16 protein-coding genes are annotated in these 16,536 nt (G+C 64.4%); 4 read left to right on the forward strand and 12 right to left on the reverse strand.

Features of this window, described 5'->3' with window-relative positions; translation table 11 throughout:
- Positions 1 to 107: 107 nt before the first annotated feature.
- Positions 108 to 758, forward strand: a complete 651-nt coding sequence (locus FJ960_RS08610) for a GntR family transcriptional regulator (RefSeq protein WP_246672656.1) — start codon at positions 108 to 110, stop codon at positions 756 to 758.
- A 13-nt stretch (positions 759 to 771) separates the two neighbouring features.
- Here FJ960_RS08610 and FJ960_RS08615 read toward each other — a convergent pair whose 3' ends face one another.
- A complete protein-coding gene (locus FJ960_RS08615; RefSeq protein WP_027141741.1) occupies positions 772 to 1,077 on the reverse strand; it encodes a hypothetical protein in 306 nt (101 codons plus the stop codon).
- Between the two features lie 203 nt (positions 1,078 to 1,280).
- Entirely contained in the window at positions 1,281 to 2,777 is a 1,497-nt protein-coding gene (locus FJ960_RS08620) for a CoA-acylating methylmalonate-semialdehyde dehydrogenase (protein ID WP_140713120.1), read from the reverse strand.
- Between the two features lie 213 nt (positions 2,778 to 2,990).
- Here FJ960_RS08620 and FJ960_RS08625 point away from each other — a divergent pair, with 213 nt between their 5' ends.
- The 3 genes from FJ960_RS08625 (at position 2,991) to FJ960_RS08635 (ending at position 6,608) form a co-directional block, all read left to right on the forward strand.
- Positions 2,991 to 3,872 (forward strand): LysR family transcriptional regulator, encoded by an 882-nt coding sequence (locus tag FJ960_RS08625; RefSeq protein WP_140713122.1) that lies wholly within the window; start codon positions 2,991 to 2,993, stop codon positions 3,870 to 3,872.
- A 142-nt stretch (positions 3,873 to 4,014) separates the two neighbouring features.
- Positions 4,015 to 4,458 (forward strand): hypothetical protein, encoded by a 444-nt coding sequence (locus FJ960_RS08630; protein WP_140713124.1) that lies wholly within the window; start codon positions 4,015 to 4,017, stop codon positions 4,456 to 4,458.
- On the forward strand, positions 4,455 to 6,608 hold the full coding sequence (locus tag FJ960_RS08635) for a phosphatidylserine/phosphatidylglycerophosphate/cardiolipin synthase family protein (RefSeq protein WP_140713126.1): 2,154 nt from the start codon (positions 4,455 to 4,457) through the stop codon (positions 6,606 to 6,608). Before FJ960_RS08630 ends, FJ960_RS08635 begins: the two co-directional genes overlap by 4 nt.
- An 87-nt stretch (positions 6,609 to 6,695) precedes the next feature.
- On the opposite strand, the gene FJ960_RS08645 is transcribed toward FJ960_RS08635, so the two are convergent.
- The 10 genes from FJ960_RS08645 to rsfS form a co-directional block, all read right to left on the reverse strand.
- The gene (locus tag FJ960_RS08645; protein ID WP_140509939.1) at positions 6,696 to 7,952 is read right to left on the reverse strand and encodes a D-amino acid dehydrogenase; all 1,257 of its coding nucleotides are present in this window, start codon (positions 7,950 to 7,952) and stop codon (positions 6,696 to 6,698) included.
- Positions 7,953 to 8,065: 113 nt separating this feature from the next.
- The gene (locus tag FJ960_RS08650; protein ID WP_140713130.1) at positions 8,066 to 8,611 is read right to left on the reverse strand and encodes a GreA/GreB family elongation factor; all 546 of its coding nucleotides are present in this window, start codon (positions 8,609 to 8,611) and stop codon (positions 8,066 to 8,068) included.
- Between the two features lie 14 nt (positions 8,612 to 8,625).
- Positions 8,626 to 9,045: a nucleoside diphosphate kinase regulator gene (gene rnk, locus FJ960_RS08655; RefSeq protein WP_140713132.1), complete on the reverse strand. Its 420-nt coding sequence runs from the start codon at positions 9,043 to 9,045 to the stop codon at positions 8,626 to 8,628.
- A 275-nt stretch (positions 9,046 to 9,320) separates the two neighbouring features.
- A complete protein-coding gene (alr, locus tag FJ960_RS08660) occupies positions 9,321 to 10,460 on the reverse strand; it encodes an alanine racemase (RefSeq protein WP_140713134.1) in 1,140 nt (379 codons plus the stop codon).
- A 92-nt stretch (positions 10,461 to 10,552) separates the two neighbouring features.
- Positions 10,553 to 11,068 (reverse strand): RNA pyrophosphohydrolase, encoded by a 516-nt coding sequence (locus tag FJ960_RS08665; protein WP_140713136.1) that lies wholly within the window; start codon positions 11,066 to 11,068, stop codon positions 10,553 to 10,555.
- Positions 11,069 to 11,222: 154 nt separating this feature from the next.
- Positions 11,223 to 12,404, reverse strand: a complete 1,182-nt coding sequence (locus FJ960_RS08670) for a divergent polysaccharide deacetylase family protein (protein WP_140713137.1) — start codon at positions 12,402 to 12,404, stop codon at positions 11,223 to 11,225.
- Positions 12,405 to 12,581: 177 nt separating this feature from the next.
- Positions 12,582 to 13,913: a S41 family peptidase gene (locus FJ960_RS08675; RefSeq protein WP_027141729.1), complete on the reverse strand. Its 1,332-nt coding sequence runs from the start codon at positions 13,911 to 13,913 to the stop codon at positions 12,582 to 12,584.
- 1 nt (position 13,914) lies between these two features.
- Positions 13,915 to 15,252, reverse strand: coding sequence for a murein hydrolase activator EnvC (locus tag FJ960_RS08680; protein ID WP_140713139.1), 1,338 nt, complete (start codon positions 15,250 to 15,252; stop codon positions 13,915 to 13,917).
- Positions 15,253 to 15,407: 155 nt separating this feature from the next.
- Positions 15,408 to 15,890, reverse strand: a complete 483-nt coding sequence (gene rlmH, locus FJ960_RS08685; RefSeq protein ID WP_140509951.1) for a 23S rRNA (pseudouridine(1915)-N(3))-methyltransferase RlmH — start codon at positions 15,888 to 15,890, stop codon at positions 15,408 to 15,410.
- 82 nt (positions 15,891 to 15,972) lie between these two features.
- The gene (rsfS, locus tag FJ960_RS08690; protein WP_140713141.1) at positions 15,973 to 16,350 is read right to left on the reverse strand and encodes a ribosome silencing factor; all 378 of its coding nucleotides are present in this window, start codon (positions 16,348 to 16,350) and stop codon (positions 15,973 to 15,975) included.
- Between the last annotated feature and the right edge of the window lie 186 nt (positions 16,351 to 16,536).

Genomic DNA, 16,536 nt, shown 5'->3' on the forward strand with positions numbered 1-16,536 from the left:
ATTTCTCCATCTGATATATCAGCCGTATATCTGTTAGGAAAGCCGCTGTCAATGCAGAATTCGGTATGATATATTCTAGATATATCAGGAGACCGGCTTTGATATCCATGGAAGCAACCACCCTGTCCGAGCCCGCGGCGACCAAGGCTTACCGTGTCCTTGAGCACATGGTCGTCACGCTCGAACTGGCCCCGGCGAGTTTTGTCACCGAGGGTTCCTTGATCGAGCGGCTGGCGCTCGGCCGCACGCCGGTGCGCGAGGCGATCCAGCGGCTGGCCTGGGAAGGGCTGCTTGACGTCAGGCCTCGCGCCGGCATCGCGATCGCGCCGCTGCATCCCGGCGACTGGCTGCGTGTGCTCGATGCCCGGCGCGGCGTCGAGGTGGTGCTCGCACGATCAGCCGCCCGTTTCGTCACCCGCGAGGCCGCCGACCTGTTCCACGAGGCGGCGCTCGCCATGCAGAAGGCAGTGATATCAGGCAACGTGCTCGCCTTCATCCAGGCCGACAAGGCGCTCGACGAGGCGCTGGCGCTGGCCGCCGACAACCCGTTCGCCGCCCGGCTGGCCGCCCCCCTGCAGACCCACAGCCGCCGCTTCTGGTTCCGCTACAAGGCGGACACCGGGCTAGCGGAATCCGCCGAGCACCATGTCGCGTTGATCCGCTCCATCCTGGACGGCGACGAGGAAGGCGCCGCCAAGGACGCCAAGAAACTGATGGCTCTGCTGCGCGGCCATGCCGAGGTGGCCGCGACGCGCTAACTGCAGAAATAGTTCAAGCGCCCGGCAAGGCCGCCTTGATGGTTGGGCTGTCCCAGCCCTCGCCGACCGACAGGATGCAACTCTGGCCCTTCGTGTCGGAAGCCAGAACCGTCCAGCTGCCTTGATCGGAAACGAACACTTCGAGGACCACATTGGGATTGATCAGGCCGCGCCCGGCTTCGCTTTCGTGGAAGTTCTCACCGAGCGCTTTCACGATATCGGCGCGTGCCGCGCATTGCCCGGCCGCATTTGCCTGAGCAGCGCCGGTGCACATCGCCATCGCCGCAACGAACAGTGTCGCCGTAAGTCGTCGTGTCATCTGACACCTCCTTGCGCCGGACGATGCAATGCCACCGGCCCGCCGTGCGGCGCCCTGGTTGTCTGCCGCGCCTCCTCCACGGCAGGATTGCAGCCCTAAGTCCCGCGAGCCCCCGCCGGTTCCATCACATTAGCGTTTGCAAAAACAAAAGGCCTAAGTCCGGGGACTTAGGCCTTGAGTAAAAATCGCGTCTTCTCGTCCGGTCAGTTCATCGTCGGGATGACGAATTCGGCGCCATCCTTGATGCCGGACGGCCAGCGCGAGGTCACCGTCTTGGTCTTGGTATAGAAGCGGAACGCGTCCGGGCCGTGCTGGTTCAGGTCGCCGAAGGAAGACGCCTTCCAGCCGCCGAAAGTGTAGTAGGCGATCGGCACCGGGATCGGCACGTTGACGCCGACCATGCCGACCTGAACACGGCTAGCGAAGTCGCGCGCCGCGTCGCCGTCGCGGGTGAAGATGGCGACGCCGTTGCCCATCTCGTGATCGTTGGCGAGCTTGATGGCGTTCTCATAGGTCGGTGCGCGCACCACCGAGAGCACCGGTCCAAAGATCTCTTCCTTGTAGATGCGCATGTCCGCCGTCACGTTGTCGAACAGGCAACCGCCCATATAGTAGCCGTCCTCATAGCCCTGCATCTTGAAGCCGCGGCCGTCGACGACGAGCTTGGCGCCTTCCTTGACACCGGTATCGACGTAACCCTTGACGCGCTCCAGCGCCTGGGCGGTGACCAGCGGGCCGAAATCGGCGGCCGAGTCCGTCGACGGGCCGACCTTCAGGCTCTCGACGCGCGGGATCAGCCTTTCCATCAGCCGGTTGGCGGTGTCGTTGCCGACCGGCACGGCCACCGAGATCGCCATGCAGCGCTCGCCGGCCGAGCCGTAACCGGCGCCGATCAGCGCGTCGACGGTCTGGTCCATGTCCGCGTCGGGCATGATGATCATGTGGTTCTTGGCGCCGCCGAAGCACTGCACGCGCTTGCCGGCCGCCGTGCCGCGCGAATAGATGTAGTGGGCGATCGGCGTCGAGCCGACAAAGCCGATGGCCTTGATGTCGGGATCGTCGAGGATAGCGTCGACGACATCCTTGTCGCCGTTGACGACGTTGAGGATACCGGCCGGCAGGCCGGCCTCGATGAACAGCTCGGCAATGCGCATCGGCACGCCCGGATCACGCTCCGAAGGCTTCAGGATGAAGGCGTTGCCGCAGGCGATCGCCGGTGCGATCTTCCAAAGCGGGATCATCGCCGGGAAATTGAACGGCGTGATGCCGGCGACGACGCCGAGCGGCTGGCGCATTGAATAGACATCGATGCCGGGGCCGGCGCCGTCGGTGAACTCGCCCTTCATCATATGCGGCGCGCCGATGCAGACCTCGACCACTTCGAGGCCGCGCTGGATGTCGCCCTTGGCGTCGGCGATGGTCTTGCCGTGTTCGCGCGCCAGGATTTCGGCCAGTTCGTCATAGTCGCGGGCGACCAGCTCGAGGAATTTCATCAGCACGCGCACGCGGCGCTGCGGATTGGTCGCCGCCCATTTGGGCTGCGCCACCTTGGCATTCTCGACCGCCATGCGCAGTTCCGCCTGCGAGGCCAGCGCCACCGTGCCGCGCACCGTACCGTCCATCGGCTGCATGACGTCCTGCTTGCGGCCGCTGGTGCCGGCGACACGCTTGCCGCCGATGAAATGACCGTAATCGATCATGATTTCTCTCCCTTTGTTTGTGATGCCGCATTGTCCGCCTTTGCGGCGGTGAAGGCAACGCGAGGGAGAACGCAACCGTTGTGCAGGAAATAGATAACAAACGAGACCTGTGCATCAATTGCCGCAAATGATAAGATGTGCTCGACATCACTGGCATGGTTATATTGAATTCTGTGGAACGCGGCGTTGACGATTGCCCCCCGGAGCATTCCCATGAACTGGGATGACGTCCGCATCTTCCTCGCCGTGGCGCGCGCCGGCCAGATACTTGGCGCCGCGCGCCGGCTGGAGCTCAACCATGCCACCGTCTCGCGCCGCATCGCGGCCCTTGAGGAAGCATTGAGGACGAAACTCTTTCGCCGGCTTACCACCGGCAGCGAGTTGACGCCGGCCGGCGAGCGCTTCCTCGATATCGCCGAGCGCATGGAGGGCGACATGATCGCCGCGCGCTCGACCATATCAGGCGAAGGAGATGACGTGTCTGGAACCGTGCGCATCGGCGCACCCGACGGCTTCGGCGTCGCCTTCCTGGCCAAGCGGCTGGGCGAACTCACCGCCCTTCACCGCGAACTCACCATCCAGCTCGTGCCGGTGCCGCGCTCCTTCTCGCTGTCGCGGCGCGAAGCCGATATCGCGATCACCGTCGAACGGCCGACCGAAGGCCGGCTGGTGGCGGGAAAATTGGTCGACTATTCGCTCGGCCTGTTCGCCTCCCGCGGCTATGTCGACGTGCATGGCCTGCCCAAAACCGCCGCCGAACTCGGCCAGCATACACTGATCGGCTATGTGCCTGATCTCATCGTCAGCCCTTCGCTCGACTATGCCGCAGAATTCAGCGCGGACTGGCGCACCAGCTTCGCCATCTCCTCGGCGCTCGGCCAGGCCGAAGCCGTGCGCTCGGGCGCCGGCATCGGCATCCTGCACACCTTCGTCGCCCGCTCGATGCCGGAGTTGGTGGCCGTCGATGTGGTCGCGCCTATCCGCCGCGCCTACTGGCTGGTCTATCACGAATCGGTCAGGCCGCTGCGCCGCGTCCAGATCGTCGCCAGCTTCATCACCAAGGCGGTCGAGCGCGAGCGGGGCCTCTTCCTGTAGAAGCGTCGTCACGGCAAAACAGCCAGGTTTCCACACGCCGCCTTTTCCTTGCCACAAAACCGCACAGTGTGGCATCACCGGTCGCCGGCCATGGGGTGGGTGTCGGGTGGGGAAATCTTTCAGAAAGCTGGCGCGGATAGACATGCGAGCCGTTCTTGCCATCCTGCTGCTGCTGTTCGTCACCGCATGTGCCAACCCATGGACAAAAGTGCCGGAAGCCGAATTGCCCAAACCGATCCGCTACGTCATGGCGCGCCCCTCGCCTTTCGTCATCGGCAATTACTGCGGTCCCGGCACCCGCACCGGCGATCTGTCGGCCCGGCCGGTCGACCGTCTCGACGCCGTTTGCCGAACCCATGACGCCTGCTACATCGCTCGCCGCAACCATTGCGACTGCGATGGCGCCCTTGTTGCCTCGGCGAGCGCAATCCGCGACGACAAGACGGCGCCCCGCAAGATGCGCAGCGAGGCGGAACTGCTGATCGCCACCTTCACCATCCCTGTCTGCAAGATTTTTCCGCAAGGTTTCATGCCGCCGCGCGACCCCGCGCAGTTGAGCGCCATGAAGGCCGGAGCCGCCGGGTGAACGTCCGCAGGGCCGTCATCCTCGTCCTGTTCGGACTGGCCGCCCTTGCCGGCTGTGCCGGCGCAGGCGGCAATGCCTGCGACCTCCTGGCGGGACAGGAGGCTTGCGCGCGGCCCTCGCTATCGGCCAGCACGCCCGGCGCGCAGGTCGCGGCGGCGCAGTTTCTCGGAGATACCGGCGACAGCGACTACGAACGACGGTTCCTGGCGCTACTTGCCAACAACCAGCTCGGTGCCATGGACCGTGCCAACGGCACCGGCCCCTTCGGGCGCAACCGCCGCGATGTCCAGAACCGCGATTTCCAGGCGACATATTCGACGCTACGGCGACTGGCCGGACCGGTCGCCAACATACATCTGCCCCCAGCCGGCATAGGCAGCGGCGACGGCCGTTTCGACGGCCGCTGGCGGGTGTCGCGGCAGACGCTCTACATCGATGCGGCGGCGCGTCCTTCGGCGCCCAAGACCTTCGATTTCTCCGGCCTGCAGGCGCGCAGCACCGAGATCGTCGTGCGGCAGGCAGGCAAGCAGCCGGCCGACATCGAGGGCACTTGCGACGGTGGATTGGCGATCCGCGCCGCCGGAGCCTCACGCATCATCGCCGCCGGCGCGGCATTCGGCTTTCGCCTGTCCGGCGAGGACGACACGGTAAGCCTGTTTCCGGGTGACAGCCTGAACCGGTGCACGGCAAGGATCCGCTCCAGCCTTGCGCCCACCGGCGCGCCCCTCACCATCCGGCGCGAAGAGATCGCCGATCCGGCGCTCGCCAGCTTGGACAGCCGCTACCAGCGCTGCCCGGCCCCCAGCGGCGCCGGCGTCGACGCCCTCGAGCGCGCTTTCTATGCCAGCCGCTGGCTCTCGCAGACCTGCGCCATGCCGATCGGCGAGCCCAGACTGCTGCGCAAGTCGCGCGACGGCTTCAACGCCAAGGTCGAGGCGCTGATGGGCGCGCCGCTGTCCGATGCGGCAATAGACAAGGGTGACCCCGAACTGCCGCTCGATTTCTCGAAGGCGCCAACGCTGAAGCTGATCTATCTGTCCTCGCTCGAGTTCAAGGCGGACTTTTCCGGCCGTATCGTCGAACGATTGATCCGCCATCATGCAGCGCTTGGCACCAAGGTGCGCATCATGATCACCGACGTGCTGGAACGCGACAAGGACGACGCCGTGCTGCACGGCCTGGCGGCCGAATTCCCCAATGTCGAATTGCAGGAATATCGCTGGCAGGCGGACCATGGCGCGCCGATCGACGAGCAGATTTCACAATTGCACAAGGTCCATCATATCAAAATGCTGGCGACGCTGGCGCAGGACCCCGCGCGTTCGCGCGTCATCATCGGCGGCCGCAACATCCATGACGGCTTCCTGTTCCGCCAGCCCATCGACCTGTCGCGCTATCCGGACCTCGAGCAATATGGCAAGACCGATGGATTTTCGCTGAACTACTATTCGAACTGGAGCGACTTCGACATCGAGTTCGCCGACCGGGCGACGGTCGAGACGCTGGCCGCCCATCTGTCGACGATATGGCTGCGCGACGCCGACACCAACCTGGCGCGCCCCTTCTCCGTCCCGGTCCAAGGAGATGGCCGCCCCCAGGGCAATGCCCGGCATTTCATCTCGGTGCCCTATGAGGATGATCATGCGCTGGAGGCCTATTTCGTCGAGCTTGTCGATGCCGCCCAGCACCGTATCCAGATCGTCAATCCTTACCTTAATCTGACCCCCAGTCTCGCCGAGGCCTTTGACCGGGCACTCGCCCGCGGCGTCAGGATCGACATTGTCGGCCGCATCGACCTCAAGGGCGACATCGGCGGCAAATTCCTCACCGCGCTGAACAAGCTGTTCGTCGAGAAATATGGCGACCGCATCGACATCCGCGAGTTCAAGGCGCCTGACGTGGTGCTGCATTCCAAGATCATGATGATCGACGAAAGGCTGGTCGCCATTTCCTCGGTCAACCTCAACAACCGCAGCTTCTTCCACGATTCGGAGAACGGCATGATGGTGCTCGACCCCGCCTTCTACGCCAGAATGAAGCCGGTCTATGACGACTACCTCGCGCACTCGAACCCGGTTTCCACCAAGGTGACGATCCCGTGGGCCTACCGGCTGCTGTTCGACGAGGCGTGGGTCAGGCAGGCGTTCTGATGCATGTCGCCCAAAAGCGGCTCCGGTTTTGGGGCAACGACATGCATCAAAGCAAAGAACAAAGCGCGTCGGCAGACGCGCGGGCCGCTATTTCAGATAGCGCTCCTGCGCCAGGGCACGCACGTCGATGTCGGGTACCCGGTTCGACATGATGTCGGCCAGCACCTTGGCCGAGCCGCAGGCCATGGTCCAGCCGAGCGTGCCATGGCCGGTGTTGAGAAAGAGGTTCGACAGTTCGGTGCGGCCGATCAGCGGCGGTCCGTCCGGCGTCATCGGCCGCAGCCCGCACCAGAACGTCGCTTCGCGCATGGCGCCGGCGCCGGGAAAGAGATCGCCGACCGAGTGCTCGAGGGTGCGGCGCCGCGATTCGTGCAGCCTGAGATCGAAGCCGGAAATCTCGGCCGTGCCGCCGACGCGGATGCGGTCGCCGAGCCGGGTGATCGCGACCTTGTAGGTTTCGTCCATCACCGTCGACACCGGTGCGGCGGCGGCGTCCTTGATCGGCACGGTGATCGAATAGCCCTTGACCGGATAGACCGGGATCGGCCGCTTCATCCGGCGCATGAAGTCCGCCGAGTAGCTGCCCAGCGCCATCACATAGGCATCGGCGGTCTTGAAACCCTTGCTCGTGCTGAGATTGGCGACGCGATTGCGGCTGCGGATGACACGCCAGATCGTCACGTCGTATTCGAACTTGACGCCGCGCGCCACGCAGAGCTCGGTCAGCCTGTCGGTGAACATCTTGCAGTCGCCGGTCTCGTCATGCGGCAGCCTCAACCCGCCGATGAACTTATCGCGCACCCCGGCCAGCGCCGGCTCGGCCGCGATACAGCCGTTCGGATCGAGGATCTCATAGGGCACGCCATATTTCTTCAGCACCTCGACATCGCCTGACGTGCCGTCGAGCTGCTTTTGCGTGCGAAACAGCTGCAGCGTGCCCTGGGTCCGCTCGTCATAGGCAATGCCCGTTGCTTCGCGTAGCGCCTTCAGCGTGTCGCGACTGTATTCCGCCAGCGGCACCATGCGCGATTTGTTGATGGCGTAGCGCTCGGCGGTGCAGTTGCGCAGCATCTTGACCAGCCATGTCCACATATGCGGGTCGAAGGCCGGCCGCACCACCAGCGGGCCATGCTTCATCAAGAGCCACTTGATCGCCTTGAGCGGAATGCCGGGGCCGGCCCAGGGCGAAGCATAGCCGGGAGAAATCTCGCCGGCATTGGCAAAGCTGGTCTCCAGCGCCGGGCCTTTCTGGCGGTCGATCACCGTCACCTCGTGGCCGGCCTCGGCGAGATAATAGGCCGTGGTCACCCCGATGACGCCACTGCCCAGCACCATGATCTTCATTCATTCACTCCTTACGCCATGTCCTTCATGCCGATGAACACGGCCGCACCTGCGATTCGCGCACGATCGCCGGCGAAAATCGATGCCGATCTTCCCGACCTTGCGCCTGGCTTTCACGCCGCCGACGGCCCGGGATCGTCATCTCTCTCTGTCTGCCGCATTCCTGCCGTCCCGCCAAGAGGCCGGATAGAAATGTCGGCGCTGTAGACGAGCGTCAGTCCGTGCGGCCGCGGTCCGCCAGCGGCGGCTCTTTCCCGGGCTGCCCGCCGCGCGGCTTCCGGCTGATAGAGCACCGCCTTGATCCGGATCGATTCGCGCCTGCCGTCGGGGTGCTCGAGCGAAGCCGTCTGGCCTTGCGCCATGCCAAGCATGCACAGCCCGCGCCTGGTTGCCACCGACAGGCTGGAGCCGACTGGTCCACGTATTTCGCTCTGCACCAGGGTGCGCGTCTCGGCCACACCGGCATCGACGCAAAACACCACCCGGCTGTTCAGCGTCACGATATCGGCTTCGATCGACTCGATGGGCACGACGCCGGCATTGGAAAGCTTTTCTTCGATCATCCGGACCATCGGATCCGCGAAGGCCCGTCGGCGCTCAAGCATCACTTCTAGGACGGCGTAATCCTTCGTCGTCAGGCGGCAGCTTCCGTTTTTCATCACCGCCTCCACGATCAGTGCTCGCCGCCGCAGACGGGCGTATCGACGGCCTCCACGGTCGCCGACAGTTTGCGGTCGCCTCGACCGCTCCAGCACACCACCTGCCCGATGCTGGCGCCGACCAGCGCCGTTCCCATCGGCGTCAGCACCGAAATCCGGTTTTCGGCAATATCGGCGTCGCCTGGATAGACCAGCGTGATGTGCTTGATATCACCGCTTTCGCCGCGAACCGTGACCGTCGATCCCATTCGTACTACGTCGGCCGGCATTGCCTCCGCTTCCGTGATCACCGCCCGGTCCAGCTCCGCGAGCAACTCTTCAGCCGTCTCGGGGGCGCGGTCGAGCACGGTGCTCGCCAGACCGGTCAACCTGTCATGGTCGGTGTCGCTGATCAGAATCTGTGCGGATGGACGCAGTCCCGTTGCATGTTGCATGACAAACCTCATGGATCGGCGCATCGAACAGATGCGCGCTTGCCGCCGCGCTGACGGCGGCCTGATGAAAGCCGGCAGCCGCGGAAAGCGGTGCGGCTTGATGGCGATGGGTGGATGTATGGATGCCCCGGGACGGACGAACGCCGGAAGGCGGCCGCGCCGGGGCTACGATCCCGCGATCGGGCAGACCCTGAACAAGGTTCTGATATAAGCGAGGTTGCTCATGCGCCGAACCTTGCCGACAGGCGTCCGCTTGTCAAGCGCGGCCAAACCGCTCAACCGCCAACATAGCGCCGGTGGAAGCGCGTGCCGAGACTGGCCAGGATTTCATAGCCGATGGTGCCGGCATGGCCGGCGGCGTCGTCGACGCTTTGCGAAGGGCCGAGCAGTTCGACGAGATCTCCTTCGCGAAGCTTGCCGGGCGGCAGGGCGGAAATGTCGAGAATGATCGAATCCATCGACACGCGCCCGAGGAAGGGCAGGCGCGCTCCCTCGAACCAGGCGGCGGACGCTGATCGCCGCAACCAGCCATCAGCATAGCCGAACGAGATCGTCGCCAGGCTGAGCGGCCCTTCCGCGTGATAGGTGTGGCTATAGCCGATGCCGGTGCCCTGTTCGACGCTGCGCGTCTGCGCCACCTTGGCCTGCAGCCGCACCACGGGCAGCATCGGGTTGGGTTCGGCAGGCGTCGGATTGATGCCGTAGAACGCGGCGCCAGGGCGGGCGAGATCATAATGGTAGGACGGCCCGAGAAAGATGCCGGAGGAATTGGCGAGCGAGGCGGGCGCCTCGGGCAGCATGGCGCGCAGCCGCTCAAAGGCTAACCGCTGCTGTTCATTGGCGGGATGGTCAGGCTCGTCGGCGCAGGCCAGGTGGCTCATCACATATCTGACGTCGATGCCGTCAAACGCGGTGGCATCACTGGCCATCGCCTCGACTTCGGCTGGTGCCATGCCAAGCCGCGACATGCCGCTGTCGACCTGGATGGCGGCCGGAAGTTTTCGGCCAACGCGATGTGCCGCCGCGCGCCAGGCTTTCAACTGCGCGCCACTGTTGACGACCGCGCAGAGATCGGACGCGACCGCTTCCGGCTCGGAGCCCGGCGGCAGTCCGTTCAGCACGTAGATCTCAGGTCCGGCCCCGATTGCCTTCCGGAGCGCGATGGCTTCGGCCAGCAGCGCGACGAAGAAGACGTCGCAGCCTTCTTCCGCCAGCGCCGATGCCACTTGGCTCGCGCCGAGACCGTAGCCATCGGCCTTGACCACGCCGGCGCAGCGCACGCCGCCCAGCCTTGCCTTCAGCCGCCGGTGGTTTTCGCGGATCGCACTGAGATCGATGGTGAGAATGGCCCCGGCCGCCGCCTCGCTTACGGCAGGGCCATCATCGGGCAGCAATCTTGTGGGGGCGTCGTTCATGGCGACCCTCCTTGTAGCGGATAAGATATCAATAGGACCGCTGGGCCGACACGGCAACAGCGGCCCTCGAACCACGGCCGACGCGCGACATACTAGGGAACCAGATGCCGGAACGCCGCCACCACATCTTCATAGACCTGACGCTTGAACGGCACGATAAGGTCGGGAAGGTCCTGCATCGGCCGCCACGACCACTTGTCGAATTCAGCGGTGTGGCCGCCCGGCGGCGGGTTGATCTGGATCTCGCTGGTATCGCCATGGAAGCGGAAGGCGAACCATTTTTGCGTCTGGCCGCGATACCTGCCCTTGAAGGCGATGCCGACGAGGTGGTCCGGCAGATCATAGTTGATCCAGTCCGGCGCTTCGGCCAGCATCGAGACGCTGCGCATGCCGGTCTCCTCATAGAGCTCCCGCTCCGCCGCCTGCAGCGGCTCCTCGCCCATGTCGATGCCGCCTTGCGGCATCTGCCAGAGCTGCGTCGTACCGGCGAATTCGCTGTCGGGTTCGGCAATGCGATGCCCGACCCAGACCAGCCCCTCGCCATTGACGATCATCAACCCGACACACGGGCGATAGGGCAGCGTTTCGCGGTCGACTTTTTTGGCCATAGGTGAGGTTCCAGCCGTTTTGAGAATTCGCTCTGATGAGGCAGGTGGCGAGTGATTTCGAGAACCGGAGCGGAGCGTACTTAAAGTACGCGAGCACCGGAAGCGCAGAAAGCGCCGCCAGATGCCCGCCGGAGTGGAATTATCAAGACGGCTGTTAGCCTTTTTGTGGATCGACGGCCACCGCTGAAATCGGCACGATCTCGATGCCGCGCTTCTTGGCCTCGGCCACCCATGACGACACCGTGTCGACCGTCAGGTCGAAAGCCGAGCCGATGCCGACGGCCGTGCCCTTGGCACGCGCGGTCGCTTCGAGACTGTCGAGCTTCTTCAGGATGGCGCCGCGATCCTGCACCGCGTCGATCACCGTGTCGCCGGCGACGAAAGGCACGCCATCCTTCAGCGCCACGTCTGGCGCCAGGCTGCGCGCCGACGAGCCATCGTCGATATAGGCGAGGCCCCTTTTGCCGAGCTCGGCCATGAACGGCTGCATCGCCGCCGCGTCGGAGGAAAACCGCGCGCCCATATAGTTCATGACGCCGGTATAGTTCGTCATCCGCGACAGCGCCCAGTGCAGGTTTTTCAGATTCTCGTCGGGAGTCGCCGCCACCGTCAGCGTGTTGCGGCCGGGGTTGACGTTGGGATAATCGAACGGTTCGAGCGGCACCTGCATGACGATCTCATGGCCGCTCTGCCTCGCTGCCTGCATCCAGCGGCCGATGCTGTTGCCCTGTGGCGCGAAGGCCAGCGTCACTTCCGCCGGCAGCTTGGCAATGGCCGCCTGGGTGCCGGTCTGTGAAACCGCGAGGCCGCCGATGACGATTGCTACACGTGCGCCGCGTGTGCCGGACCATGGCCGCGCATAAACGTCGAACGGCCGCCGGCCATCGGCGGAGCGCATCGGCAAGGGTCCGGTTTCACTGGTTTCTATCAGCGCCCTGTCGGGAATATGCGCGATCTTGAGGTTCTGGCCGACGGTCGACGGATCGCGAATGACGATTGCGGCCTTGGGCGGGCCGTCGCCTTCTTGCGTCTGCACATGGATGATCTGCGGACCGCCCGTCTTCGCCGGCGTCTCCACTTTTGGCATCGCCGCCGGGGCCAATGCGGGAGACGACGCGGTCGGCTCGGCCGCCGCAGTCACTTTCGGCGTCGAAACGGCGACTTCCTGCGGTTTTCGAAACGGCTTTTCCCTGAGCGCGATCGCGGCCGAGACGCCGACCACGGCCAGCACGACCGCGCTCGCCGCGATCACGCCTACGCTGATCTTGCCGGCGGCACGCGGCACCCGGACAGTCTGTCCAAGCGGGCGTTCGATGTCCTTGCCGATATCAGCCAAGCCCTGTCCCCGGTGCCCGGTTCCGAAGACGACCCCCTTCGGCAACAGATGCACGAAATCATCAATCCTGGCGCCCGCCTGGAGGCCTGGTCCTGCCCCCCGAATCAAACTGCCGGAACCTTTCGGTCCCGGCAGCATCGCATTGCTTCGTTCAACCGGCCAGACCGGTTGCCGACCTTACTGGTTGAGCACGGCCTTTTCCGGATTGGGCGGGAAGGACGGATCGGTCTTCTGGCCGCGCAGCAGCTGCTCGGCATAGATGAGCTGCAGGTCGTTCTTCGGATCCGGCGGCACATAGGCTGCGGAACCGGAGCCGGTCTTGCTCTCGTCGGCACCCTTGATATGGCCCTTGAGATCGGATTCGCCTCGCGTCAGGTCCCTGCCCTGCAGTTCCGGCGGCAGCGGCTGGTCTACCTTGATGTCGGGCGTGATGCCCTTGCCCTGGATCGATTTGCCCGACGGCGTGTAATAGAGCGCCGTCGTCAGCCTGAGCGCGCCATTCTCGCCGAGCGGGATGATGGTCTGCACCGAGCCCTTGCCGAAGGACTGCGTGCCGACCACCGTGACGCGGCGCAAGTCCTGCAGCGCGCCGGCGACGATCTCCGAAGCGCTGGCCGAGCCGCCATTGACGAGCACGATCATCGGCTTGCCGTTGATGTCGTCGGTCTGCTTCGGCTTGGCGTCGAAGCGGGTGACGTCCTTCGGATCGCGGCCGCGCGTCGAGACGATCTCGCCGCGCTTCAGGAAGGCATCCGACACGCTCACCGCCTGGTCGAGCAGGCCGCCCGGATTGAGGCGCAGGTCGAGCACATAGCCCTTGAGCTTGTCGTCCGGCACCTGCTTCTTGATGGTGTCGATGGCGTTCTCGAGGTCGTCATAGGTCTTTTCGGTGAAGGAGGTGATCTTCATGTAACCGATGTCGTTCTCGACCCGGAACTTGACCGCCTTGACCTTGATGATGTCGCGCACCACCGTCAGTTCGATCGGCTTGTCGGCGCCCTGGCGCAGGATGGTGAGCTTGATCGGCGTGTTGACCAGGCCGCGCATCTTGTCGACCGCGTCGTTGAGCGTCAGGCCGCGAACCTCCTCACCGTCGATCTTGGCGATATAGTCGCCGGCCAGCACGCCCGCCTTGGCAGCCGGCGTGTCGTCGATCGGCGTGATCACCTTGACCAGGTCGTTCTCCATGGTGACCTCGATGCCGAGGCCGCCGAACTCGCCCTTGGTCTGCACGCGCATGTCCTGCGCCTGCTCGGCGTTCATGTAGGAGGAATGCGGGTCTAGCGAGGAAAGCATGCCGTTGATGGCGTTCTCGACCAGCGACTTGTCGTCGGGCGGGGTCACATACTGGGCCCGCACCCGCTCGAAGATGTCGCCGAAGATCGCCAGTTGCTTGTAGGTCTCCGACCCTGCAGCGTTCGCCGCCGAGCCGGGTGCGCCATAGACAAGGCTCATGGCGGAGGCGCCCATCAGCGCACCGGCAATCAGAAGCGACAGTTTCCGCATCATTTCACGTCCTTCCAGAAAAACGGTCCGCCCACCATGGGGCCGGATCGACGGGTTTTCCATCCTTGCGGAACTCGACATAGAGTTCCGGCGTGGCATTTCCATTCTTCGAAACCGAGGTGCTTGCCACCCGGGCTTCTCCCATCGCACCGACCGGCTCTCCTGCGAGCACTGACTGGCCAGTCGCGACGCTGATTCTGCTCATCCCAGCCAGAACGACATGATAACCGTCGCCGGCATTGAGGATCAAGAGCTGACCATAGGAGCGAAACGGTCCCGCATAAAGCACATTCCCATCCGCCGGCGCCGTAACGATGGCTCCCGATTGTGTCGCAACCATGTCCCCAAGCATCAAGGCGCCGTTACCGTCGTCGGCGCCGAACCGGCGTTTGATGCGGCCGGTGACCGGCAAGGCGATCTGTCCCTGCAGTGCCGAGAAAGGCGTCGCCGCGGTCAGCCTGTTGCCTTCGGGAACCGGCAGCGATGCTGTCTGGTCGCCACCGGGCTCGGCCTTTGCCGCATCGGCTGCCTTCGCGGCATCCGCGGCCTTGCGGTTCTTGTCGGCCTGCGCTTCGAGCGAAGCGATCAGATCCTTCAGGCTGCTGGCTTTGGCGGCCAATTGCTCGGAACGCTGCTGTTCGGCCGCCATCTGCGCCTTCGTGTCGGCCTCGATCTTCTGCTTGGCCTCCAGCAGCATGCCGAGCCGCTTCTTCTCCGCCGCCTGGTCGCCGACCGCTGCCGTCAGCCGCGTCCGCTCGGCCTCGATCGAGGCCGTCACCCGGGTCTGCTCCTTGAGGTCGGCCAGCAGACTGTCGGTCTCCAGGCGCAATTCCGGCACCACGGCGCCGAGCAGGATGGCGCTGCGCACCGACGACAGCGCGTCCTCCGGCTTGACCAGGATCGCCGGCGGCGGATTGAGCCCCATGCGCTGCAGGGCGCCCAGCACTTCGGCCAGCACGTCGCGCCGCGCCGCCAGTGAAGCGCGGATCTTCTGTTGCTGGCCCTTCAGTCCTTCCAGCTTGGCGCCGATGTCCTCGATGTCCTGGCCAAGCTTCTGTTCGGTCATCGCCGACTGGATCAGCGCGGCGGTGATCGAGGCGTGGTCCTTCTTGACCGTGGCGATATCGGCGGCGAGCTTCGCCAGCCGTTCCGACGACAGCGTTATTTCCTTGGAAACCTGCTCGTATTCCGCGCGGCTCTGGTCCGGATCGGGCGCCATGTCGAGCGTGTTTTCGGCCCGCGCCGCATGGAGCGACAGAAGCACCGCCGCCGCCGCGATACCGCACGCGCGCCAGGAACTCCCGGTCGATGAGCCCGTCGTCGATTTCCAGCCTTCAGACATTCGCGATCGATTCTATCCGCTGCTTCGTTAACGAATCATCAACCATGTTAGCGCCTGTCGCCCAAGGGGTCGCAATAACGCCCTGCAAAGCAAAGGCAGCCCCAGAATGAATTTTACGCGGCATTGGGGCTAAATTCGGTGCGACCCGGCGGCTTTCAGGATCTGTGATAGGGATGGCCCGACAGGATCGTCGCCACCCTGTAGAGTTGTTCGCCCAGCATCACGCGCACCAGCTGATGCGGCCAGGTGAGCGCCCCGAACGACAGCACCAGCTCGGCTTGGTCACGCAGCGGCGGATCGTGGCCGTCGGCGCCGCCAATGGCGAGCACCAGCGCCTTGCGTCCGCCATCGCGCAACTGTCCGATACGGCCGGCGAAATCCTGCGAGGACAGGCTCTTGCCTTTTTCATCGAGCAGGATCAATGCCGTGCCTGGCTGCAGCTGCGCCTGCAGGCGCGAGCCTTCGTCGCGCTGCCGCTCGCTGGCGCTCTGCGCGCGGCCCTCGGCGATCTCGGTGATGCCGGCGAATTCGAGCCCCACGGCGGGTCCGCTCTTGGCGAAGCGCTCGAAATAGCGGTCGGCCAACTCCCGCTCGGGGCCGGCTTTCATTCGGCCCACGGCATGAACTGAAATCTTCATCCTCGCCTCTATAAGCCGCTAGTGCATGTCACCCAAGGGTGGGAGCCGGTTTTTCGGCATGGCATGCATCAACAAAGGCGGCCTAGTGGAGGGTCTCTTCCTCGAGGTCCGGCGCCTGCCACATCTTTTCGAGATTGTAGAATTCGCGGACTTCGGGGCGGAAGACATGGACGATGACATCGCCAGAATCGATCAGGACCCAGTCGGCGCCGGACAATCCCTCGACGCGCGCAGTGCCGAGGCCGGCATCCTTGAGCGCCTTGAGGAGATGATCGGCGACAGCCGCGACATGACGGTGCGACCGACCCGACGCGACGACCATGTAGTCGCCGAGGCTCGATTTTCCCTGAATGTCGATTGAGACAATATTTTCGGCCTTGGAGTCTTCCAGACTGGCAAGGACTGTCTTGATGGCACGGGACACGGCGTCGTCTACGCTGATCCTGGCCGGCGAAGGCATGATATCGGCCTTCTTCCGCAGTGCTGTTCTCAGTGTATTTCCTTTCGCAGCAAGAACAACCAAATCACCCCTTGAAGCAGGTGACACCTCTTAGATAGGCAGAGTTCCGTTGCAGTTTCAAGACGGAGCCCCAACTCACGCGAACTCGCCGACTGGTATATTGTTCCACGCGAGACGCAGAAACAT

Source organism: Mesorhizobium sp. B2-3-11, from assembly GCF_006442215.1.
GTDB lineage: Bacteria > Pseudomonadota > Alphaproteobacteria > Rhizobiales > Rhizobiaceae > Mesorhizobium > Mesorhizobium salmacidum.